22 protein-coding genes are annotated in these 22,714 nt (G+C 74.2%); 9 read left to right on the top strand and 13 right to left on the bottom strand.

What is annotated here, in order from left to right; all coding sequences use genetic code 11:
• The 5 genes from J3486_RS24555 to J3486_RS24575 form a co-directional block, all read right to left on the bottom strand.
• Complete coding sequence (locus J3486_RS24555) at positions 1-810, bottom strand: FAD/NAD(P)-binding protein (RefSeq protein WP_207823779.1); 810 nt, start codon at positions 808-810, stop codon at positions 1-3.
• A complete protein-coding gene (locus J3486_RS24560) occupies positions 807-1,271 on the bottom strand; it encodes a Crp/Fnr family transcriptional regulator (protein ID WP_207823781.1) in 465 nt (154 codons plus the stop codon). Before J3486_RS24560 ends, J3486_RS24555 begins: the two co-directional genes overlap by 4 nt.
• Positions 1,268-2,425: a 4Fe-4S dicluster domain-containing protein gene (locus J3486_RS24565; RefSeq protein ID WP_229378519.1), complete on the bottom strand. Its 1,158-nt coding sequence runs from the start codon at positions 2,423-2,425 to the stop codon at positions 1,268-1,270. Before J3486_RS24565 ends, J3486_RS24560 begins: the two co-directional genes overlap by 4 nt.
• 144 nt (positions 2,426-2,569) lie before the next feature.
• Positions 2,570-2,941 carry a hypothetical protein gene (locus tag J3486_RS24570; RefSeq protein WP_207823783.1) on the bottom strand — a complete coding sequence of 124 codons (372 nt, stop codon included), beginning with the start codon at positions 2,939-2,941 and terminating at the stop codon, positions 2,570-2,572.
• 21 nt (positions 2,942-2,962) lie between these two features.
• On the bottom strand, positions 2,963-3,193 hold the full coding sequence (locus tag J3486_RS24575; protein WP_207823785.1) for a hypothetical protein: 231 nt from the start codon (positions 3,191-3,193) through the stop codon (positions 2,963-2,965).
• 190 nt (positions 3,194-3,383) lie between these two features.
• Between J3486_RS24575 and J3486_RS24580 the strand changes: the two genes are divergently transcribed.
• The 5 genes from J3486_RS24580 (at position 3,384) to J3486_RS24600 (ending at position 9,240) form a co-directional block, all read left to right on the top strand.
• Complete coding sequence (locus tag J3486_RS24580; RefSeq protein ID WP_207823787.1) at positions 3,384-4,259, top strand: universal stress protein; 876 nt, start codon at positions 3,384-3,386, stop codon at positions 4,257-4,259.
• A 42-nt stretch (positions 4,260-4,301) separates the two neighbouring features.
• On the top strand, positions 4,302-5,048 hold the full coding sequence (locus J3486_RS24585; RefSeq protein WP_207823789.1) for an HAD family phosphatase: 747 nt from the start codon (positions 4,302-4,304) through the stop codon (positions 5,046-5,048).
• Positions 5,045-7,453, top strand: a complete 2,409-nt coding sequence (locus J3486_RS24590) for a glycoside hydrolase family 65 protein (protein WP_207823791.1) — start codon at positions 5,045-5,047, stop codon at positions 7,451-7,453. Before J3486_RS24585 ends, J3486_RS24590 begins: the two co-directional genes overlap by 4 nt.
• A gap of 98 nt (positions 7,454-7,551) precedes the next feature.
• Positions 7,552-8,163: a universal stress protein gene (locus J3486_RS24595; RefSeq protein ID WP_207823793.1), complete on the top strand. Its 612-nt coding sequence runs from the start codon at positions 7,552-7,554 to the stop codon at positions 8,161-8,163.
• 63 nt (positions 8,164-8,226) lie between these two features.
• Positions 8,227-9,240: a nitroreductase gene (locus J3486_RS24600; RefSeq protein WP_207823795.1), complete on the top strand. Its 1,014-nt coding sequence runs from the start codon at positions 8,227-8,229 to the stop codon at positions 9,238-9,240.
• 36 nt (positions 9,241-9,276) lie between these two features.
• Here the strand turns inward: J3486_RS24600 and J3486_RS24605 are convergent, their stop codons facing one another.
• The 7 genes from J3486_RS24605 to J3486_RS24635 are packed head-to-tail and all read right to left on the bottom strand — an operon-like array spanning position 9,277 to position 17,162.
• Positions 9,277-9,840, bottom strand: coding sequence for a hypothetical protein (locus J3486_RS24605; RefSeq protein WP_207823797.1), 564 nt, complete (start codon positions 9,838-9,840; stop codon positions 9,277-9,279).
• Positions 9,841-9,844: 4 nt separating this feature from the next.
• Positions 9,845-10,423, bottom strand: coding sequence for a flavodoxin domain-containing protein (locus J3486_RS24610; protein WP_207823799.1), 579 nt, complete (start codon positions 10,421-10,423; stop codon positions 9,845-9,847).
• Positions 10,424-10,451: 28 nt separating this feature from the next.
• A complete protein-coding gene (locus tag J3486_RS24615) occupies positions 10,452-11,186 on the bottom strand; it encodes a CBS domain-containing protein (RefSeq protein WP_207823800.1) in 735 nt (244 codons plus the stop codon).
• 43 nt (positions 11,187-11,229) lie between these two features.
• Entirely contained in the window at positions 11,230-13,935 is a 2,706-nt protein-coding gene (locus J3486_RS24620; RefSeq protein ID WP_207823802.1) for a GNAT family N-acetyltransferase, read from the bottom strand.
• 50 nt (positions 13,936-13,985) lie between these two features.
• Positions 13,986-14,336: a HypC/HybG/HupF family hydrogenase formation chaperone gene (locus J3486_RS24625; RefSeq protein ID WP_207823804.1), complete on the bottom strand. Its 351-nt coding sequence runs from the start codon at positions 14,334-14,336 to the stop codon at positions 13,986-13,988.
• Positions 14,337-14,359: 23 nt separating this feature from the next.
• Positions 14,360-16,657: a carbamoyltransferase HypF gene (gene hypF, locus J3486_RS24630; RefSeq protein ID WP_207823806.1), complete on the bottom strand. Its 2,298-nt coding sequence runs from the start codon at positions 16,655-16,657 to the stop codon at positions 14,360-14,362.
• A gap of 4 nt (positions 16,658-16,661) precedes the next feature.
• Positions 16,662-17,162, bottom strand: coding sequence for a hydrogenase maturation protease (locus J3486_RS24635; RefSeq protein WP_207823808.1), 501 nt, complete (start codon positions 17,160-17,162; stop codon positions 16,662-16,664).
• Between the two features lie 170 nt (positions 17,163-17,332).
• Between J3486_RS24635 and J3486_RS24640 the strand changes: the two genes are divergently transcribed.
• The 3 genes from J3486_RS24640 to J3486_RS24650 all read left to right on the top strand — a co-directional run bounded on the left by J3486_RS24640 (position 17,333) and on the right by J3486_RS24650 (position 21,719).
• Complete coding sequence (locus J3486_RS24640; RefSeq protein WP_207823810.1) at positions 17,333-18,196, top strand: universal stress protein; 864 nt, start codon at positions 17,333-17,335, stop codon at positions 18,194-18,196.
• Between the two features lie 257 nt (positions 18,197-18,453).
• Complete coding sequence (locus J3486_RS24645) at positions 18,454-20,817, top strand: phosphoketolase (RefSeq protein ID WP_207823812.1); 2,364 nt, start codon at positions 18,454-18,456, stop codon at positions 20,815-20,817.
• 23 nt (positions 20,818-20,840) lie between these two features.
• A complete protein-coding gene (locus tag J3486_RS24650) occupies positions 20,841-21,719 on the top strand; it encodes a universal stress protein (RefSeq protein WP_207823813.1) in 879 nt (292 codons plus the stop codon).
• A gap of 16 nt (positions 21,720-21,735) precedes the next feature.
• Here the strand turns inward: J3486_RS24650 and J3486_RS24655 are convergent, their stop codons facing one another.
• Positions 21,736-22,017: an SHOCT domain-containing protein gene (locus J3486_RS24655; RefSeq protein WP_207824100.1), complete on the bottom strand. Its 282-nt coding sequence runs from the start codon at positions 22,015-22,017 to the stop codon at positions 21,736-21,738.
• A gap of 186 nt (positions 22,018-22,203) precedes the next feature.
• Here J3486_RS24655 and J3486_RS24660 point away from each other — a divergent pair, with 186 nt between their 5' ends.
• Positions 22,204-22,707 carry a MaoC family dehydratase gene (locus J3486_RS24660; protein ID WP_207823815.1) on the top strand — a complete coding sequence of 168 codons (504 nt, stop codon included), beginning with the start codon at positions 22,204-22,206 and terminating at the stop codon, positions 22,705-22,707.
• Positions 22,708-22,714: the final 7 nt, after the last annotated feature.

Below are 22,714 nucleotides of genomic sequence, written 5' to 3' on the forward strand. Positions count from 1 at the left end.
TCACAACTCCCTTACGGACATGAGGGGTTCGGCCCGGTCGAAGCCGATGACGGGGCCGTCGCGGCAGAGCAGGACGGGCCCGAGCTGGCAGTGCCCGCAGTGGGCGGTGGCGCAGCGCATGTTGCGTTCGAGGGAGACCCGGATGCGGTCGGCGGGCACGCCCCGGTGGACGAGGTCGCGGGCGGTGGCGCGGATCATCGGTTCGGGCCCGCAGACGAAGGCCGTGGTGCGGGCGGGTTCGAAGTGCGCGCCGTCGAGCAGCCGGGTGACGAGGCCGATCTCGCCGCGCCAGTCCGCGTCGGGGTGGTCGACGGTGACGCCGGTGTACGCGGTGGCCCAACTCCGGCTCTCGACGCGGGAGATGAGGTCGGCCGGGGTGCGGGCTCCGACCAGCACGTTGATCCGGCCGTACTCCTGCGGAGCGGCGACGGCGCGGCGGATCAGCGGCCGCAGCGGGGCGAGGCCGATGCCGCCGGCGACGACGAGCAGATCGCGCCCGCGCGCCCCGGCGAGCCCCCAGTCGGTGCCGAACGGGCCGCGCAGCCCGACCGTGTCGCCGATCCGCTTGCCGCACAGGGCGGCCGAAACCGCGCCGACCGCGCGCACGGTGTGGGCGAGTCCGCGTCCGGTGGTCGGGATCGAGCTGACCGACACCGGGATCTCCCCCACCCCGAACGCGTAGACCATCGAGAACTGCCCGGGCGTGAACGGCGGGAGCGGCCCGTCGGCCGGTTCGAGGCGCAGGGTGACGGTGTCGTGGGTCTCGTCCCAGCGGTCCACGACGCGGTACGGGACGGGGAGAGCCGTCATCGGGGCAGTCCGCTGCCGTGCGGCGCGTACAGGTCGAGGAGGCGGATGCGGGCCGCGAGCAGCCGGTGGGCGAGGACCGCGCCGACCCAGCGGCCGACCGCGCGGCCGAACTCCGCGTCGCTGTCGCACATCTCGCGCACTCGGGCCGCGTCGAACTCGTGGGCCCGCACCGGGCTCACCGTCTCGGCGCCGAGCTGCCACCGATACGGGACGAACAGCCAGGACCAGCCGACGAGTTCACCGAAGCCGAGAGTCTCGATGACGGCGGGCCTGCGCCCGGGGACGTGCATGTCGAGGGCGACGGTGCCGGTGCGCACGATCCAGAAGCGGTCGGCGCGCCCGCCCTCCTCGAACAGCCGGGTCCCTTCGTCGAAGTTGACCGGCTTCGCGCCGTTCATCAGCCGTTCTCGGTGCTCTGCGGGGAGTGCCTGTCCCAGGCGTGGCGTACTGGTCGCGATCATCGCCCTGCCTCCTTCGCGATGGCGGTGACTTCCTCGGTGATGTCGATGCCGACGGGGCACCACGTGATGCAGCGGCCGCAGCCGACACAGCCGGTCGAGTCGAACTGGTCGTGCCAGGTGGAGAGTTTGTGGGTGAGCCACTGCCGGTAGCGGCTGCGCGGGGTGGCGCGCACCGGCCCGCCGTGCAGATACGAGAAGTCGAGGTCGAAGCAGGAGTCCCAGCGCTGCCAGCGCTCGGCGTGGTCCCCGGTGAGGTCGGTGACCTCCTCGGTGGTGGTGCAGAAGCAGGTGGGACAGACCATGGTGCAGTTGCCGCAGGTCAGACAGCGGTCGGCGACATCGTCCCAGCGGTCGGCGTCCGGGTTCGCGGCGAGCAGGGCGCGCAGGTCGAGCGGGGGCATGGCGCGGCCCATCCGGTCGCGGGCCGCGTCGACGGCCGTCCCGGCCCGCTCCACGGTGGCCGGATCCCCTTTTTCGTGCGGGAGTCGGTCCAGGATCCGGGCGCCGTCCGGGCTTCCCGCGCGGGTCAGGTAACGGGGGCCCGCGGCGTCCGCGAGTTCGGTCAGCGCGAGATCGAAGCCCGCGTCCGCCGCGGGGCCGCTCCCCATCGACACGCAGAAGCAGGTCGCCCCCGGTTCGGTGCACTCGACGACGACGAGGAACGCTCCCCTCCTGCGTTCGGCGTAGCCGTCGTCCTTGAAGTGTCCGCCGGCCAGGACTCGGTCCTGAAGGGCGATGGCCCGCGCGTCGCAGGGGCGTACACCGAAGAACGCGTAGGACGGCTGCGTTCCCCGGGCGGCGGTGACGGTCAGGGAGCCGTCCGCCTCGTGTGTGGCGTCCCAGACCTTCTCCCGCTGCGGATGCAGGAAGTTCTTCCAGGACTGCGGTCCCGCGGTGTGGGCGAAGGCGGCGGCGTCGTCGCGGCGCACCAACCGGTAGCGTCCCGCTTCGAGTTCGGTGCCCCAGCCCCAGGGCAGGTCGGCGGCGCCGTCGAGGGGGGCGAGGACCACCGCGCCGTCACGGACGGTCGGTCCGACGACGGTGCGGCCTTCGGCGGCCAGGGCCGCGACGAGGGCGTCGATCCCGGACCGGTCGAGCACCACCGGTTCCTGTCCGGTCCGCTCCATGGCCTCGCGCTCCCCGGGAACCCGCATGGTCGTCTCCCTCGTCCGCAGTGTCGGGGCGTCACTTCCACCGTCGGCGTCCACGGCGCCGCACGGCAGGGGCCGACCGGTCCCTGCCGTGGCCCGGTCGTCGCGGGCCCGACGCCGTCCGGCCCGAGGGGCGCGGTATGCGGATCAGTACAGCGATCCGGGCCAGCCGGTGGCCACGGCGACGAGCACGCCCACGTCCAGGAGCAGCCCGACGACCAGCCACCGGTTGAACCAGAACGTCTTGAGCACGACCCCGATCAGGGCCGCGCCCACGGCCGCCGTCGCCCAGTCGGTGAGCCCGGCGAGGACGGCGGACCCGGCGATGCCGTACAGCGCGGCCGTGGTGCAGGCCAGCAGCACGGCGGCGGCGCCCGCCCGTGCCTGGGGCAGGCCCGCCGCGTGCAGCGCCCACGACCGGCGCGGGTCGAAGGAGCCCGCCCCGGAGGGCGCCAGCCACACCGGCAGATGCACGAGTCCGTGCAGGAGCAATGCCGCGACGACGAGTGAGGTGATCATGTCGCGCCCCCGGCCGGGCTCTCAACCCCGGTAGTGGGGGTCGTCACGGCGCTCACGACCGCCGATGTAGTGCCGCTCCTCCACGACGGTCTCCTGTTCGCCCGGCAGCCGGCGCGGCGTACGGCGCGAGATCGTGCTGAGTCCGACGATGCCGCCGATCAGCAGGACCAGTCCGACGACCTCGACGTGGAACCCGAACAGCAGGCCGGCTCCGAGGACGAGCGCGCCCAGCGACAGGATCGTGACGAACATGGTTGCCTCCTCACCTCGGGACGAGGGTGACGGCCCTCGGTCCTCGGATCCGAGCCTGCTCCCGCGCCGGACCGCGCGGCGCGGGGCCGAACGTCCTCGACAAGGGCCACTGTGGCCCTGCCGTCCAGCCGTGCGCGGTGTCACCGTGAAAGCGGGGCTCCGACGGCTTTTCCGAGAGGCGGTGCGCGCGATGGACCTTCCACTGGTCGTGGGTGTCGACGGTTCGGAGTCGAGCCTGCGCGCGGTCGACTGGGCCGCCGAGGAAGCGGCCCGCCGCTCGCTCGCGCTGTGTCTGGTCCACGCGTCGCTGTGGGAGCGCTACGAGGACGCCGAGCCGGCCGCCGAGCCGGGCGGCGACACGCGCGGCATCGCCGAGCGGATCCTGGACACCGCCCGCGACCGCGCGCACGCCCGCCGTCCCGAGGTGAAGGCCTCCGTCACGGTGGTCCCCGACGAGCCACCGGAGGCACTGCTGCGCGCGGCCCGCAACGCCTGGGCGGTCGTCACCGGGCAGCGCGGCCGCGGCCCCGTGCGCGAACTGCTGCTCGGCTCGGTCAGTCTGACGGTCGCGGCGCACGCGGCCTGCCCGGTGATCGTGGTGCGCGGCGACGCGGCCGCGCTGTCCGGGGCGCACGACCGGGTCCTGCTCGGCGTGGGCGCCCCGGACTCCGGCGGCTCCGCGCTCCGGTTCGCCTTCGAGGAGGCGGCGGTGCGCGGCAGTGTGCTGGACGCGGTACGCGCCTGGCGCGCCCCCGCGCACGAGACGACGGACCATCTGCTGCCGGCCGGTGAGTCGTCCAGCGGACAGCGCCGGCACGCGGTCCTGCTGCTCGCGGACGCGCTGCGCTCCCCGGCCCGCGCGCATCCGGACGTCTTCGTCCGCACCGACGTCGTGGAGGGTCCGGCGCGCCGGGTGCTCATCGACCGGTCGGCCGCGGCCGATCTGCTGGTGATCGGCGCCCGGCGGCGGCACGGCCATGTCGGGCTCCAGCTGGGCCGGGTGGGGCACGCGGTCCTGCACCACGCGCTGTGTCCGGTGGCCCTGGTGCCGCAGCACGGGGAGTGAGCCCCGGACCGGCAACTCCCCCAGTCAGGAAGGAGTGGACCCGTGAGCGAGATCGCCGCACCGCTGCGGAACGTACGGGCCGTGGTGCTCGACACCGACGGTGTGATCACCGATTCGGCGCATCTGCACGCGTCGTCCTGGAAGTGGGCGTTCGACGCGTTCCTGCGCGCGCATCCGCCGGAATCGGCTCAGGACCGGCGGCCGTTCGACGTCTACGTCGACTATCCGCTGTACGTGGACGGCAAGGCGCGGCGCGACGGCGCGGCCGCGTTCCTCGCCTCACGCGGGGTGCGTCCCGCACCGGCGGTGATCGAGGCGATCGCCACGGCGAAGGACCGTGCCTACTGTGAGCGGCTGCGGCTCGGCGCCCCGGTGCCCGCTTTCCGCGGCACCGTCGCACTGCTGCACGCGCTGCTGTCCGAGGGGGTGCTGCTGGCGGCCGCTTCGGCGTCCCGGCACGCCAGGGAGCTCCTGGAACGCGCCCATGTCCTGGACCTGTTCGACGCGGTGGTCGACGGCAACGAGGCGGCGCGGCTCGGGCTGCGCGGCAAGCCGCACCCCGATCTGTTCCTGGAGGCGGCCCGCAGGCTGCGGACCGATCCGGCGCGCACCGCGGTCGTCGAGGACGCGCTGTCCGGCGCGGAGGCGGCCCGGCGGGGCGGCTTCGCGCTCGTCATCGGTGTCGACCGCGTCGGCGCGCACGGGCACCACGATCAACTCCTCGCGGCGGGCGCCGACGTGGTCGTGTCCGACCTGGGCGAACTGGTCACGGAAGGCGCCGTCCGGTGACGTCGGGCGCGGAGGGCACCTGGTCGTACGAGGGGTACGTCCCCGGCGACGAGCATCTGCGGGAGGCCCTGTGCACGCTCGGCAACGGCGTCTTCGCCACACGCGGCGCGCTGCCCGAGTGCACGGCGGACGAGGTGCACTACCCGGGCACGTACGCCGCGGGCTGCTACGACCGGCTGACCTCGCACGTCGCGGGCCGCGACGTGGAGAACGAGGACCTGGTCAACCTGCCGAACTGGCTGACGCTGCGCTTCCGCCCCCGTGACCACCGGGGCCCGGCCGACTGGCTCCACCCGGACCAGGACCGGGTGCTGGAGCATCGCACGACCCTGTTCCTGGACAGCGGGATTCTGGAGCGCAGCACCCGGTACCAGGATCCGCAGGACCGCAGGACCGCCGTGCGTCAGCTGCGCCTGGTCCACATGGCGGAGCCCCAACTGGCCGCGCTGCGCTCGGAGTTCACCGCAGAGAACTGGTCGGGCGAGCTGGACGTGGAGTCGGCGCTCGACGGCACCGTGCGCAACGCGGGAGTACCGCGCTACCGCGATCTGAACGGCTCCCACCTCGTCGACGTGCATCCGGGGTTCGCCGCCCCGCGCCACATCACCCTGCGCTGCCGCACCCGCACCTCGGACCTGCGGATCGCGCTCGCCGCCCGCACCACGTCACCCGACCCGGTGCGCGCGCAGGTCGTCGACCACCACACGGGCCGCGCCGCCCATCTGCTGCATCTGCCGCTGACCCAGGGGCGGACGGTCACCGTGGACAAGACCGTGGCCCTGTACACGTCCCGGTCCACCGCGATCAGTGATCCGCTGTGGGCGGCCGTCGACGCGGTGGGCCGGGCTCCCGGCTTCGACGAACTGCTCGCCTCCCATCTGACGGCGTGGACCCAGCTGTGGCGGCGCGCCGAACTCGACGTGCCGGACGAGGCGGGCCACATCCTGCGGCTGCACCTCTTCCACGTCCTGCAGACGCTGTCGCCGCACACCGCGGAACTGGACGTCGGCGTACCGGCGCGCGGACTGCACGGCGAGGCCTACCGGGGCCACGTCTTCTGGGACGAGCTCTTCGTCCTCCCCTATCTGAACCTGCACTTCCCCGAGGTGTCCCGGGCCCTGCTCACCTACCGCCACCGCCGCCTGGGCGCCGCCTGCCGGGCCGCCCACGACGCCGGCCACGTGGGCGCGATGTACCCCTGGCAGAGCGGCAGCGACGGCCGCGAGGAGACCCAGCGGCTGCACCTCAACCCGCGTTCCGGGCGCTGGCTGCCCGACCACACGCATCTGCAGCACCATGTCGGCTCGGCGATCGCGTACAACATCTGGCGGTACGCGGAGGCCACGGGCGACGCCGAGTTCCTGCACACCAAGGGCGCCGAGACGGTGCTGCAGATCGCCCGGTTCTGGGCGGACCGCGCGGTCCACGACGAGGATCTGGGCCGCTACCGGATCCGCGGGGTGGTCGGCCCCGACGAGTACCACGACGCCTACCCCGGCGCCGACCGCCCCGGTGTCGACGACAACGCGTACACCAATGTCACGGCCGCCTGGGTGCTGGCCCGCGCCCTCGATCTGCTCGACACGCTGCCCGCGCCGCGCCGGGTCGAGCTCGCCGAGCGCATCGGGTTCGACGGCGGCGAGGCCGAGGCCTGGGGGGACATCGCGCGCCGGCTGTACGTACCGTTCCACGACGGCGTCATCAGCCAGTTCGAGGGGTACGAGGAGCTGGCGGAGCTGGACTGGGATGCGTACCGCAAGCGGTACGACGACATCCGGCGCCTGGACCGGATCCTGGAGGCGGAGGGCGACAGCGTCAACCGCTACCGGGCGTCGAAGCAGGCGGACGTGCTGATGCTCGGCCACCTCTTCCCACCGTCCGAACTGGGCGCGCTCATGCGCGGGTTGGGCTACGAGCTGGACGACACGATCTGGCGGCGCACGGTCGACCACTATCTGCGGCGCACCAGCCACGGCTCCACCCTCAGCGGGCTGGTGCACGGCTGGGTGCTGGCGCGGGCCCGGCGCGCGGAGGCCTGGAACTTCGTCCACGAGGCGCTGATCGGCGACATCGCCGACGTGCAGGGCGGCACCACCGGTGAGGGGATCCATCTCGGCGCCATGGCGGGCACCCTCGATCTGGTGCAGCGCGGTCTCACCGGGCTGCAGACCCGCGACGAGGCGCTGTGGCTGGATCCGGCGCCACTGCCCGAACTCACCGGATCCGGCTACGGGTTCACGATCCGCTACCGCGGCCACTGGGGCGTACGGCTGCGCCTGGGGCCGGGACGGGTGCATCTCACGGTGCCCGCGTCCGACCGGGTGCCGATCCTGCTGGAGCTGCCGGACCGGGCCGTCTCGGTGCGGCCGGGCGAATCGTGCGACCTGCTGCTGCCCCGCGGTTGAGGGTCTGCCCGATCGGCCTCCCCGACAGGGCCCCTCGGACTCTGCACCCCGGTCGCACACCGGCGCACCCTGGAGGCAACGAGAGGGGAGCGGCCACCATGTCCTCCGGACGCGGAACTCTGATCGTGGGCGTCGACGGTTCGCGCGGCGCCCTGGCGGCACTGCGCTGGGCCGTCGCCCAGGCGCGTCCGATGTACGCGGACGTGGTCGCCGTGCACGTCTGGCAGCCGAGCGCCCGGTACCGGGCCCCCTACGCCCCGGTGGACGGTCTCGCCTCACCCTCCGACGACCGCCGCAGGGCCCACCGCATCCTGGACGACACGGTGGCCCGGGTCCTCGCGTGGGAGCCGGGCGCCCGGCTGCGTCCGCTGCTGACCGAAGGGCCGACCGTTCCCGTGCTCGTGGCCCATTCGGACCGGGCCCAACTGCTGGTCCTGGGGCGCCGATCGAGCGAGGACCCTGCCCTCCCGGCGCTCGGCGCGGTGGCCCGCGCCTGCATCCGCAGGGCACGCTGCCCCGTGGTCACCGTGCCGGAGGCCGAGGCCGACGCGCCGCGCCCCACCGCCCCCGCTCTCCTCGTCCCGCACCGGACGGCAGCCGAAGGAGCGCCTTCCCGCACGCTCCTGAACCGGCGCGCGGACGACCCATGCGAGACCGCCACAGGCGCCGAGCGGCCGTCTCGCAACCGCGGCCACCGCCGGCCCTTCTGAACGGGCCGACGGTGGCCGCCTGACACACCGTCACGGCCCCACCCACCGCCGGAGGTGATCCCCGTGCACGTCCACCCCGAGCCCGAGACGGTCACCGCGCTCGTCCGCGACGCGATCACGGCTCCCTCGCTGCACAACTCCCAGCCCTGGGCGTTCCGTTACGTCCGTGACATCGGCACGCTCGAACTGCGCGCGGACCCGGACCGGGGCCATCCGGTGGTCGACCCGGCCGGCCGCGCCCTCCATCTCGGCTGCGGGGCCTGCCTGTTCGCGCTGGACATCGCCGCGCTGCACCGCAACCTGGATCCCGACGTGACCCTCCTGCCCGACCTCGAACAGCCCGAACTCGTCGCGTCCGCCCGGTTCCTGAGGCCACCGACGGCCGAGCGAATGCGGCTCGCCGCGCTCCAACCGATGCTGCGACAGCGGCACAGCAGCCGCTTCCCCTACGCGGACGCACCCGTCGATCCGCGGATCTGCGCCCTGCTCAGCGAGGCCGCCGCGCGGGAGGGTGCGACCCTGGACTTCCCGGGACCGCAGGCCACGGACACCCTGCTCGACCTGACCGAGGAGGCGTGGTGGCGGGACGCGCTCGATACGGAACGCGCCGTCGAACTGCGCCGCTGGACCCGGATCGGGCCGCGGGCGAGTGACACGGCGACCGACGGCGTCCCCGACTTCGCGTTCGGGCCGCGCAGGCGGTTCGGGCGGGCCCCGGTGCGCGACTTCGCCGCAGGGCGCCGGCTGCCGGGGCGGGCCACGGCGGACTTCGAGTCCGCTCCCCTGCTCGCCGTGCTGCTGACGGCGCACGACACCCGTGCCGACTGGTTGCGCGCGGGCCGTGCCCTGCACCGGGTCCTGCTCGTGGCGACCCTGTGGGACCTGGTGGCGTCGCTCGGCACCGAGGTGCTCGAACAGCCCGATCTACGGCATGAGCTGCTCAAGTCCATCGCCGGTCCGGGGCGTCCGGGCCCGGCGCGGACGATGTGGCCGCAGGCCGTGGTCCGGCTCGGCCACGGCCCGCGCGGTCCCGACTCGCCACGACGCCCCGTGCAGGACGTGCTGACCGTCGAGTGAGCCCGGGAGTGCGCCCGGGGCGGCGCCGCACGGGCCTCACACCCAGGCGGCCCACTCCCGGTCCCATTGCGCGAGCCGCTCGCGGTCCAGGCGGCGGCGCACCGACCAGCCCGCCAGCAGGGCCACGGTGGTGACACCGCCCGCGGCCGCCGCGCCGACCGACGCCCCGCGCAACCAGATGTCGGACTCGTCCAGCGGGGCCCCGGCGATCCGGCCGGCGTCGTCCAGCCAGATCCGGGCGCTCTCACCGCGCCGGGTGCCGGCCGGCACGCGCGCGATGCCGGAGTGCGTGACGCCGTCGGCCGTCGTCCAGCGCACCGGCACCTGGTAAAGAGTCCTGACCGAGCCCGAGCTGCCGGCCCAGGTCGCCATCGGCGGCGCGTCCTTGAGCAGACGGGCGCTCGCCGTGTGACGGTTCTCGTGCTGCGCGCGGGACTCCGCGCGCGCCGCGGCGACGGTCGGCGCCCCCACGGCGAGGGCGGCGGCCGGCGCGCCGACGGCCACGGCCGCGGTCACACACAGCACCGTCCACGCCTCGACGACGTCGGAACGGCGCCGCAGCGGGTTGTCGCGCAGGCGCAGGCGCCAACCGAAGCGCATGACGTCACTCCCCTTCCGTCACATCCGTCACATCCATCACATCCGTCGCATCCCCCGTCGCCCGCTCGCCGCCCCGGGCGGCGAGCAGTTCGCGGGCGATCCGCTCGGCCCAGCCGGTGATCTGTGCGATGTCCCGGAAGTCGCCGCCCTTTCCGGAGTCGACGAGCATCCGGGCCATCCGGCCGCGGGCGTGCTCGTCGAGCCGGCCGCCGAATGTGATGTGGCCGTTGGCGTCGAGCCGGTCCGCGATCCTGCGCACGCCCGGCACCGGCGGGATGTCGCGCTCGGCAGCCGACGGGTCGAGAGGTCCGCTGCTGAACAGCCACACCGGGCGGCTGCCCAGGGCGCGCCGGGCCCGCCGGGCGAAGCGGCGGGCGTCGCGGTGCCAGTGGCCCGCGTACAGGGCGCCGCCGAGCACCACGGCGTCGTACGCGGACACGTCCTGGACCGCCTCACGCGCGGGGCACACCGCGGTGGCACAGCCTGACTTGCTCAGCACGTCGCCGATCCGGTCGGCGATCTCCGCCGTGGAGCCGTACTTCGACCCGTAGGCGACCAGCACCCGGGGTTCCCTGCGATCCATGGCCGTGCGCCTCCTTCGGGCCGACAGGTCAGAGCTTGCGCAGCCAGTCGTCGGCGACCCCGTGCACCGCCGGTTCGTCGGGGCGCAGATGAGAGTCGTCGAGCCGGTAGGTCAACTTGTCGACGACACCGATCACGCCGTCGATGTGGGCGGTCATCCGCCCTGCGATGTCCTTCTCGCTGCGCCGCTCCATCTGCCCTTCGAGGGTGACGACGCCCTCGTGGACCTGGACGGAGACGACACCCGGGGTCAGCCAGAGGCTGCGTACGAGGACCTCGTCGACGACCTCGCGGCGGATCTCCTCGTCGGGCCGCAGGAACACCTGGAGCAGATCGCGGCGGGTGACGATGCCGACGAGCCGTTCCTCCTCGTCGATGACGGGCAGCCGTTCCACCTTGTGGTGGGCCATCACGCGGGCGGCCTCGGCGATCGTGTCCTCGGCGTGCACGGTGACCGGCGGCGCGGACATCAGCTGTCCGGCCGTGCGGGCCTGCCCCTTGCGGCGTTCGGTGCGCCCGGCGCGCCCCCAGGACCCGGGCCGGTGCGGCCGGCGCGCGTGGCCGAAGCGGTCCTCGGTCTGTGTCTCGCGGGTCAGCAGGTCCGTCTCGGAGATCACCCCGACGACCCGTTCGTTCTCGTCGACGACGGGCAGGCCGCTGATGCGGTGCCGGTTCAGCAGCCGCGCCACCTCCTTGAACGGTGTGCCGTCCTGTACGCGGATGACGTCGCCCACCATCACCGATCCGACCTTGCTGTGCTTCATCGCTCGTTCCTTCCTCTGTGGGCGGTGCAGGGGCTCACCGGGCTCAGCGCAGACGCCGCAGATGCGGGTCCTGGGCGCGGGCGGGCGTCAGCCGTACCCGTGCGTCGACGGCCGCGACCCCGTCGGGCCAGGCGAGGACCGGGTTGAGGTCGGCCTCGGCCAGTTGGGGCAGCTCGCTCGCCATCCGGGACAGCCGCAGCAGCAGCTGTTCGAGGCCCGCCAGGTCGACCGGTCCTGTGCCGCCCTCGCCGAAGAGCAGCGGGGCGCAGCGCGGCGCGGTGATCAGGTCGTGCACGTCGTGGTCGGTGAGCGGGGCGAGACGCGCGGCCCGGTCGGCGAGCACATCGGTGGCGGTGCCGCCGAGGCCGAACAGAACCAGCGGCCCGAACACGGCGTCCTGGACGACGCCGGCGAGCAGTTCGATGCCGCGCCGGGCGAGCGGCTGCACGACGACGCCGGTGAGCCGGCCGCTGAACCGGGTCTCGAAGTCGCGCCAGGCGGCCCGCACCTGGCTGTTGCCCCGCAGGTCGAGGTGGACGGCGTGCTGCTGGGTCTTGTGCAGCAGACCCGGCCAGTACGCCTTCATCACGGTCAGGCCGTCGGGCCCCTGGAGGCGTTCGGCGGCGATGACGGCCTCGTCCTCGGTCTCGGCCCAGGCCCAGGGGAGTTGGGGGATGCCGTAGCAGTCCAGGAGCGCGGCGCCGGTGCGCGGGTCGAGCCAGCCGCCGCTCTCGTGGGTGGCGAGCCAGCGGGCGACGAGGTCGTGGGCGCGGGCGCTGTCGATGTCGTCGAGGTCGGGCACGGTGCCGGCCGGGCGGGCCAGCCAGGTCGCGCGGGCCACCGCGTGGGCGAGAGCGCGGGCGGCGGCCTGCGGGTCGGCGTAGGCCGGGACGTGTCCCGCGCCGGAGGGCAGCAGGCGTACGGGTTCGGCCTGGTCGAGGAGGACCGCGGCGACGGTTCGGGTGCGCCTTGAGGAAGGGGGCCCGGGGGCGTGGGTGACGGATCGGACGAGGTCGTCGCCGGTCGCCGCGGAGACCGCGGTGGGCACGAGGGCGACCAGGACCGCGTCGACGGCGCCGGTGGCCGTCAACCGGTCGATGCAGGCCCTGAGTTCGCTTTCGGTGACGGCGGCGGTGGCGTCCACCGGGTTGGCGGCACTCGCGCCCTCGGGGAGCACGGCGAGCAGCTCTCCGGCGAGCGTGGCGTCGAACGCGGGCACGGTGAGTCCCGCCTCGGCGCAGGCGTCGGCGGCGAGGACTCCGGCGCCGCCCGCGTTGGTGACGACGGCGACGCGCGGGCCGGGGGGCAGCGGCTGGGCGTGCAACAGGGCCGCGGTGTCGAGGAGTTCGGGGATGGTGCGGGTCGCGGTGACACCGGCCTGGGTGAACAGGGCCTGCCGGGTCATGGTGCGGGTCGCGGCGGCCGCGGTGTGCGAGGCCGCCGCCCGTCGCCCGGCCTCGGTACGGCCCGCGTCCACGGTGAGCACGGGCATCCGGCGCGTGACGCGACGGGCGGTGCGGGAGAAGGCGCGCGGGTTGCCGAACGACTCCAGGTGCAGCAGGGCCAGGTCGGTCGAGCCGTCGCTCTCCCACCACTGGAGGAGGTCGTTGCCGCTGACGTCGTACTTGTCGCCGAGCGAGACGAACCCGGAGACGCCGATGCCGAGCCGGGCGAGCCCGCCGAGGAGGGCGATGCCGACACCGCCGGACTGCACGGCGACCCCGCAGGTGCCGGGCCTGGGGTGGGCGGCGGCGAAGGTGGCGTCGAGGCGGACGGCGTCCTCGGTGTTGGCGAGGCCGAGGCAGTTGGGGCCGACGAGCCGCATGCCGTGGCTGCGGCAGGTGGTGAGCAGCCCGGCGGCCTGGTCGGCGTCGAGCCCCGCGGTGACGACGAGCAGCGCGTGCACACCGGCCTTGCCGCACTCGGTGGCGACGGCGCCGATCTCGGCGGCGGGCACCGCGACGACCACCAGGTCGGGGGTCTGCGGCAGCGCGGTCACGGACGGGTAGGCGTGCACGCCGAGGATCGCGGTGGCCTTCGGGTGGACGGCGTACAGGCGGCCGGTGTACCCGCCGCCGCACAGGTTGCGCAGGATGGCGCGGCCGACCGAGCCCGGCTTGCGTCCGGCGCCGACCACGGCGACGGAGCGGGGGCGCAGGACGGGAACGAGGCTGGCGACGTCGGAGGCACGTCCACGCTCCTCGACGGCCGTCAAGTAGGTTTCGTCCTCGGTGAGTTGGACGGTGCAGTGGACCTCGGGTCCGTCGAACCGGCGGGCGGTGCGCAGCCCGAGGTCCGCGAAGACCTTGAGGACCTCGTGGTTCTCCGACAGGGCGTCGGCGGTGAACGCGGTGATGCCGGCGGCGCGGGCCGCGGAGACGAGGTGTTCGAGCAGGAGGGTGCCCAGGCCCCGGTGGTGCCAGTTGTCGCCGACGGCCAGCGCGATCTCGGCGAGTTCGCTCCCGTCGGCCCGCTCGTACTCGGCGAGGCCGACGAGCTGCCCGCCGATCTCGGCGACGAGGCCGTGGTAGCCGGCCGGGGCCGGGGCCTTGCACATCCGGTCGGCGGCCAGGCGGGCGGAGCCGCGGCTGACGCCGAAGAAGCGCAGTCGCAGGTTCTGCGGTGACATCTCCTCGTAGAACGCGCGCACCCGGGCGTGATCGGCGGGGACCGCCGGCCGGATGTGCGCCGTGGTGCCGTCGGTGAGCAGTGCGTGGACCGTGCGGATCGCCTTGGCCGTGTCCGACATGGCGGCTGCCCCTTCTGTCTGCGGCCGTCGTCCGGGCGGCCGTGGCCCTCTCATCCAGCGTCCGGCGGACGCCCGCCGGCCGTGAGGGGCTGCCCGGGCACGGGGGCGGGGCCGGGTGGCCCAGCGGGCTTGCCGTCCGGCCCGGGCGGCAGGGGCTCGCCGAGCTCGCTCTCGACGGCATCGGCCATGGCGCGCAGCACGTCGAGGGTGCGACGGGCCTCGGCCTCGTCCACGGTGGTGATGGCGAAGCCCACGTGGACGACGACGTACGTCCCCTCGGCCGCGTCGGGGGTGTACTCCAGACAGACCTCACGGCGCACGCCGCCGAAGTCGACGGTGGCCATGCGCAGGCCCCCGCTGTCGTGAACTTCCGTGATCCGGCCGGGAATTCCGAGACACATGGGCTCTCCCTACGTCGGTTGCGTCAGGCTCGTCCGTGGGTGGTGCGGGTGAGCCGTGCGGCGGCGACGGCGGCCTGTCCGTAGGCGATGCCGCCGTCGCCGACGGGCACGTCGCGTCCCACGAGGACGCGCAGTCCCCGGGCGCGCAGCAGGCGCCGTACGTCGGCGAGCAGCCGCCGGTTGACGAAGCAGCCGCCCGCCAGGCAGACGGTGCGGGGCGCTCCCGCGTCGACGGCGCGGGCGACGAGTTCGGCGGTGACGTCGGCCAGGGTGCGGTGGAAGGCCGCGGCGAGCTCCGCGACCGGTTCCCCGTCCGCCTGCCGGCGCAGCAGGTCGGCGAGGGTCGGGACGGGGTCGTACACCCACATCTGACCGTGCTCGACGATGCGTTGGACGAGCGGCACGCCCCGCCGGCGCCCGGCGGCCACTTCGAGGCGGACGGCCGCCTCTCCCTCGTACGTGACCTCGTCGGCGAGCCCGAGCAGGGCGGCGACGGCGTCGAAGAGGCGTCCCGCGCTGGAGACCCGCGGGCAGTTGACGTCCCGCGCGATCATGGCGCGTATCGCGGTCCGCGCTGCCGGGTCGAGGCGCTCGGCGAACCGGTCCGTCAACTCCCGCTCCGGGGGCGGGGATCCGAGGGGCTCGGCGCCGTGGAGGTAGCCGAGCGCGGTGCGCCAGGGGTGGCGTACGGCGGCGTCCCCACCGGGCAGCGCGGCGGTGCCGAATCGGGCGACGCGCCGGTAGCCGGCGAGGTCGGCGACCATCACCTCGCCGCCCCACAGCGTCCCGTCGTCGCCGAGGCCGAGGCCGTCGTAGGCGACACCGGTGAACGGGCGGGTCAGTCCGTGCTCGGCGGCGCAGGCGGCGAGATGGGCGTGGTGGTGCTGGACGGCGACGCGGGGCAGCGGCCGGGCGCGGGCCCACTGGGTGGACAGGTATCCGGGGTGCAGGTCGTGGGCGACGGCGCGCGGCTCGATGCCGACGAGGGGGCGCAGCAGGTCGTAGCCGGACAGGAAGGCGTCGTACGTGGCCGTGGACGCCAAGTCCCCGGTGTGCGGGGAGAGATGGACCCGGTCGGCCTCGGCGAGCGCGAAGGTGTGCTTGAGCTGGGCGCCGGCCGCGACGAGCGGGACGGGGGCGGGCCGGGGCAGCGGCAGCGCCGCGGGGGCGAGGCCGCGGGCCCGGCGGATCGTCATCAGGCCGCGTCCGGTGGGCTGCACCACGGAGTCGTCGTGGCGAGCGCGGATGGGCCGGTCGTGGTCGAGGAAGCCGTCGGCGACGGTGTCGAGGCAGTGGTGGGCGGCCTGCTCGTCGACGGCGATCGGTTCGCCGCCGGTGTTGCCGCTGGTGACGACGAGCGGCCGGTCGAGGGCGTGCAACAGCAGGTGGTGCAGTCCCGTGGTGGGCAGGAACAGGCCGATGCGGTCGCTGCCGGGATGGACGTCGGCGGGCAGCGGGCGCGGGCCCGCGGCCACCAGCACCACGGGCCGCACGGACGTGCTCAGCGCCCCGGCCGCGACCGATCCGACCCGGCCGACGCGGCGGGCCGCGGCGAGGTCGGACACCATCACGGCGAACGGTTTCGTGGGCCGGTGCTTGCGCGCCCGCAGTGCGGCCACGGCGCCCGCGTCGGTCGCGTCGCACACCAGTTGGTAGCCGCCGAGTCCCTTGACCGCGACGATGCCGCCCGATTCCACGGTCTTCACGGCGGCCCGCAGGGCGTCGTCGCCGTACAGGCCGTCCCAGGACAGGCGGGGGCCGCAGGCGGGGCAGGCGATCGGTTCGGCGTGGAAGCGGCGGTCGGCGGGGTCCGCGTACTCGGCGGCGCACGCGGCGCACATCGGGAAGCGGCGCATGGTGGTGCGGACCCGGTCGTAGGGCAGTGCCTCGACGATGGTGGCGCGCGGGCCGCAGCCGGTGCAGTTGATGAACGGGTAACGGTGGCGCCGGTCGTGCGGGTCGAACAGTTCGGCCAGGCATGCCTCGCAGGTCGCGGCGTCCGGCGGGATCTCGCGCGGCCCGGTGCGGGCGCCCTCGCTGCGCCGCACGGTGAAGCCGCTGCCGCGGGCCGGGGCCCGGCCTCGTACGGCGCGCAGCGCGACGCGGCGGACGCGGGCGAGCGGCGGGGCCTCGCCGCTCAGGCATCGCGCGAACGCGTCGACGTCCCCCTCCTCGCCGGCCACGGCCCCGTGGACGCTCCCGTCGACGTTCGCCACCCAGCCGTCGAGGCCGAGCCGGGCCGCCGTGCGGTGCACGAACGGCCGGAACCCCACGCCCTGGACGATGCCGGTGACCGCGAACTCCCGTGCGGTGCGGGCCACGTGGTCACCCCTGGGCGGCGGCCGCACGGTGCCGCACGATCTCGTCCTCCACCGTCCGCGCGAGGTGCTCGACGCTCGCCGCCACGTCGGGCGTCATCTGCGTACCGAGGGAACTGTCGGCGCCCTCGACGGCGTACACGACGAGCCGGCCGGGCAACCGGCCGAGGACGCGGGCGAGTTCGACGGCCTCGCCGAGGCCGAGGCCGTGCGAGCCGGCCTCGGGCGGCCGGTTCAGGCGTACGGCGTCCAGCTCGATGCGATGGACCCGTCCCGGTGTGCCGGGGTGTGCGTGCGCGGCGTCCAGGACGACCGCGAGTTCCGCGCCCTCCCACAGGCCGATCAGCCGTCCGGGGTCCCCGTCGCAGGTGGCGAGACGGGTGCCCGGCGGCAGTGGCCGCTGCCTGGCCCGCTCGGCCAGCAGGGCGACGGCGGCCCAGCCGACCCCGTCGTCACGCCGGAACTCGTTGCCCACTCCGATCACCGCGATGCGCGTGTGTCCCGCCATGGACGGCTCCCTCCGCTCCCTCTCACTGTCCGGCGCGTCCGACCCCTGGCACATGGGCCGAACGACCCATGCGGCGGGACCGGTTCGCCCCTCCACCGGGTGCGCCGCCGGTGCCAGCGTGAACACGGCGGCCCCCGTTGCCGGGGCCTGCCCGAAAGGAGGCGGGAACAGTGGAAGGTCCGCTGATCGTGGGGATCGACGGCTCGGAACCGAGCCTGCAGGCACTGGACTGGGCGGTCGACGAGGCCGTTCGCCGGGCGACCGCGCTGCTGGTGGTGCACGCCTCCCGCTGGGAGCGCTACGAGGGCCACCACCCGTCGTTCGGCCGGGACCGCGGCGCGGTGCAGCAGTACGCGGAGCACATCGCGGCGCAGGGCGCCGAGCGGGCCCGCAAGCGCGCCCCGGAGCTCAAGATCAGCACCGAGGTGGTGCCGCACGACCCGGCGGCCGCGCTGGTCGAGGCGTCGCGCGACGCCGGCGTCCTCGTCGTCGGCAGCCGCGGCCACGGCACGTTCGCCGGGCTGCTGCTCGGCGGGGTGAGTCTGCCGGTGGCCGCGCACGCGCAGTGCCCCGTCGTCGTTGTGCGCGGCAACGACAAGAACGTACAGGGCGGTCTCGGCCAGGTGACGCTCGGTGTCGGCGCTCCCGAACGGGCCTCCGCGGCGGCCGGGTTCGCGTTCCGCGCCGCGCAGACGCGCGACGCGACGCTCGTCGCACTGCGCGCCTGGCGCTGCCCGGCCCATGAGCTGCCCGACTATCCGACGGAGGACAGCGAGGCTCATGTGGTGCGCGCCGAGAACGAGTTGACGTCCGTTTTGCACGACCCGGTCGCGCGGTTCACGTCGGTGCCGGTGAGTGCCGTGCCGCAGGAAGGGCGGGCCCGTGACGTCCTGGTGGAGGCCTCGGCCCTGTCCGATCTGCTGGTCGTCGGTGCCCGCCGCCGCAGGACCGGCGTCGGCCTGCAACTGGGCCCGGTCGGCCACGCGGTCCTCCACCACTCCGCGTGCCCGGTCGCGGTCGTCCCGCACGACTGACGGTGCCGCGTGTGAGGGGGCTCGGGCGGCCCGGGTCGGCCGGCCCCGAGCAGCGCAGGGGCGGTTCGTCCGGGGGCTCGATCCGTGACGACCCGGGCCGTGGTCCGCCCATGGCGGATCACGTGTCGCGGGCCGCCGGCCGCCGATCGCCCGCGACACATCCCGCCCGGCCCACAGGCGCCCGACGACTGACGGCCTCTGAGCCGGACACCCGCACCCGTGTGTCCCCCGACACCCCCATCCCCTGGAGGAGCCCGATGGCGAAGGATCTGACGAAGCACCAGCTGGCCGCGCTCGACGCGCACTGGCGTGCCGCCAACTACCTTGCGGTGGGCCAGATCTATCTGCTCGACAACCCGCTGCTCACCGAGCCGTTGACCGCAGAGCACATCAAGCCGCGCCTGCTCGGGCACTGGGGCACCTCGCCCGGCCTCAACCTCGTGCACACCCATCTGAACCGGGTCGTCAAGGAGCGCGGTCTCGACGCGATCTGCATCTGGGGACCCGGGCACGGCGGCCCCGCCGTGCTGGCCAACTCCTGGCTGGAGGGCAGCTATTCACAGACCTACCCGGACGTGACGCGCGACGCCGCCGGGATGGCGCGGCTGTTCCGCCAGTTCTCCTTCCCGGGCGGCGTGCCGAGCCATGTCGCGCCGGAGACGCCGGGCTCCATCCACGAGGGCGGCGAGCTCGGCTACTCCCTGGCGCACGCCTACGGGGCGGCGTTCGACAACCCGGACCTGCTGGTGACCTGCGTGATCGGCGACGGCGAGGCGGAGACAGGACCGCTCGCCGCGTCGTGGCACGCGACCAAGTTCCTCGACCCGGTGCACGACGGCGCGGTCCTGCCGGTCCTCCACCTCAACGGCTACAAGATCGCCAACCCCACCGTCCTGTCCCGCCTCCCCGAGGCCGAGCTCGACGACCTGCTGCGCGGCTACGGGTACGAGCCGGTACACGTCGGCGGCCACGAACCCGGGCGCGTGCACCGGGAGTTGGCCCGTGCCATGGACCGCTGCCTGGACCGGATCGCCCGGATCCAGCACGAGGCCCGTACCGCGGGCACCACCGCGCGTCCGCGCTGGCCGGTGATCGTGCTGCGCACTCCCAAGGGTTGGACGGGCCCGCGGACGGTGGACGGCGACCCGGTGGAGAACACCTGGCGCGCGCACCAGGTGCCGCTCGCGAACGTGCGGGAGAACCCGGAGCACCTGGGCCAGTTGGAGAAGTGGCTGCGCTCGTACCGTCCCGGTGAGCTCTTCGACGCGCAGGGCCGGCCCACTCCCCTGGTCCTGGAACACGTCCCCGAGGGCACCCAGCGTCTGGGCGCGAACCCACACGCCAACGGGGGCCTGCTGACGCGTCGGCTGCCGATCGACCCGCTGGAGACGTTCGCCGTCCCCGTCGACAAGCCGGGCGCGACGCTCCACGAACCCACCCGCGTCCTCGGCGATCTGCTCGCCCAGGTCATGCGGGACACCGCGGAGCGCCGCGACTTCCGGGTGGTCGGCCCGGACGAGACGGCGTCCAACCGGCTGCAGGCCCTCTTCGACGTCACCGGCAAGGCCTGGCAGGCCGGGACGCTGCCGACCGACGAGCATCTGACGCGCGACGGCCGCGTGATGGAGATCCTCTCCGAACACGTCTGCCAAGGCTGGCTGGAGGGCTATCTGCTCACCGGACGGCACGGACTCTTCTCCTGCTACGAGGCGTTCGTGCACATCGTCGACTCGATGGTCAACCAGCACATCAAGTGGCTCAAGACGTCACGGCAGTTGCCGTGGCGGGCACCGATCCCCTCGCTCAACTACCTGCTCACGTCGCACGTGTGGCGCCAGGACCACAACGGCTTCTCGCACCAGGACCCCGGGTTCGTCGACCACATCCTCAACAAGAGCCCCGACGTCGTCCGGGTCTATCTGCCGCCGGACGCCAACACCCTGCTCTCCGTCGCCGAACACGTCCTGCACAGCCGCGACTACGTCAATGTGGTCGTCGCCGGCAAGCAGCCCGGCTTCGACTGGCTCTCCCTGGACGAGGCCCGCGCCCACTGCGCGCGCGGCGCCGGCATCTGGGAGTGGGCCGGCACGGAGGACGGCACCGGGGAGCCGGACGTCGTCCTCGCCTGCGCGGGCGACGTGCCCACCCAGGAGATCCTCGCCGCCGCGGGCCTGCTGCGGCAGCACCTGCCGGAGCTGACGGTCCGCGTCGTGAACGTCGTCGACATGACCCGGCTGCTACCCCGGGAGGAACACCCGCACGGCATGGCCGACTTCGAGTACGACGCGCTGTTCACCACGGACAAGCCGGTGGTCTTCGCCTACCACGGCTACCCGTGGCTGATCCACCGGCTCGCCTACCGCCGCACCGGCCACGCCCATCTCCATGTGCGCGGCTACAAGGAGTCGGGGACCACGACCACGCCGTTCGACATGGTCGTGCGCAACGACCTGGACCGCTACCGCCTGGTCATGGACGTCATCGACCGTGTGCCGGGACTCGCCGTCCGCGCGGGCGCGGTCCGCCAGGCGATGGCCGACACCCGCACCCGGCACCACGCCTGGATCCGCGAGCACGGCACCGATCTGCCCGACGTCGCAGCCTGGTCCTGGACCGGCTGACCCGCATCCCTGGAGGCCGACCCATGTCCACCCGTCATGTCACCGTCGGGGTCGACGGCTCCCCGCAGAGCGTCGACGCCGCCGACTGGGCCGCACGCGAAGCCGTGCGGCGCGGTCGGCCGCTGCGCCTGCTGTACGCGGGCCCCGCGGCCGAAGGCCCCGCGTCGCACCTGCCGGAGCTGGACGCCCCCGCCGAGCGCACGGCCGCGGCCCTGCACGACCTGCCGCGCCAACTCGCGTACGCGCACCCGTCGTTGGAGATCCGCTTCGACCACCTGGCCGGAGCTCCGGTGCCCGCGCTGCTCGCGGCGGCCGCCGAGTCGACCCTGCTGGTGCTCGGCTCGCGCGGCCTGTCCGGGCTGACCGGGTTCCTCGTCGGCTCGGTGGCGGCCGCGGTCTGCGCCCATACAGCCGGATCCGTGGTCCTGGTCAGGGCCGGGCAGCGACCCGAGGACGACCGTACGGGGCCGGGCAGCGCCCCGTACCGGCCGGTCCTGCTCGGCCTCGATCTGGGGCACCCGAGCGACGATCTGCTGACGCACGCCTTCGAGGCGGCGGCGGTGCGCGGCGCGGCGCTTCAGGTGCTGCACGCCTGGACGCTGCCGGTGCTCACGGACTACGCGCCCGGCGTGGTCCCGCTCGGTGACGCGCCGGGGCTGGAGGCGGACCGGCTGCGGACGCTGCACTCGACGCTGCAGCCCTGGCAGCACAAGTTCCCGGAGACACGGGTGGTGGAGCGCCTCGAGTACGGGCATCCGAGCCACCATCTCCTCAAGGCGGCCACAGAGGCGGGACTCCTGGTCATCGGGCGGCGGACGGCGGAAGGGCCGCACCTGGGGCACGTCACGCACGCGCTGATCCACCGCGCGACGTGCCCGGTGCTCGTGGTGCCGCACGCCTGACATCCGCCCGGGACCGTCACCTCTTGCGCAACCGTCCGGCATCGCCGGGCCCTGCCGTCCTCGTGGCCAGGACCTCCCGGCGGCGCCGGTACTCGTCCTCGTCGATGTCGCCGCGCGCGAACCGTTCGTCGAGCAGCTGCTCGGGGCCCGCACCGCGCGGCGGCAGCGTGCGCTCCGTACGGGACAGCGCGCGGAAGGCCAGCACCGCGGCGAGCCCGATCAGCAGCCAGAACAGCAGCATCCCGGCGGACATCGCGAACCAGCCCCAGCCACCGCCGTCGTGGTCGTACCAATACATCACGGTCGCTCACTCCCTCACGGGCTCACGGCACGAGAGGCCGGGCGCCCCTGCGCTGCCTGCGCCTCGCTCCCACCGTGGCCCCGGCCCCGGGCCCCGTCATGGGCCGAAGAGGGCAACGCCCCCGCCGACCGGCCCCGTCCGCGCGTCCACCGGCCGGGTGGACCCATCGGATACGGTGCGCCGATGACGACGACACCAGCCACCTCCGCCATCGGTCCGGACTTCAACACCCCCGTCGAGAAGCGGTACTTCGAGGACTACGTCCCCGGCGAGAGCCACCGCTACGGCAGCATCACCGTGACCGAGGCGGACATCCTCAGGTTCGCGGCCGAGTTCGACCCGCAGAGCATCCACACCGACCCGGTCGCGGCGGAGCAGGGCCCGTTCGAGGGGCTGATCGCCAGTGGCTGGCACACCGCGTCGGTGATGATGCGGCTCTACGCCGACCATTACGTCAGCAGCATCGCCAGCCTCGCCTCGCCGGGCATCGACGAGCTGCGCTGGACCCGCCCGGTCCGGCCCGGCGACAGCCTGTCGATCCGGACCACCGTGCGCGCGGCCCGCCCGTCCCGCTCGAAGCCGGACCGCGGGCTCGTGCACACCGCCGTCGAAGTGCTCAACCAGCGCGACGAGACCGTGCTCACGCTCACCGCGATGAACCTGCTGCGCCGCCGCGACGCCGCCTGACGGACGA

Origin of the sequence: Streptomyces sp. VRA16 Mangrove soil, assembly GCF_017377775.1 — a bacterium.
In the GTDB taxonomy this organism is placed as follows: Bacteria; Actinomycetota; Actinomycetes; order Streptomycetales; family Streptomycetaceae; genus Streptomyces.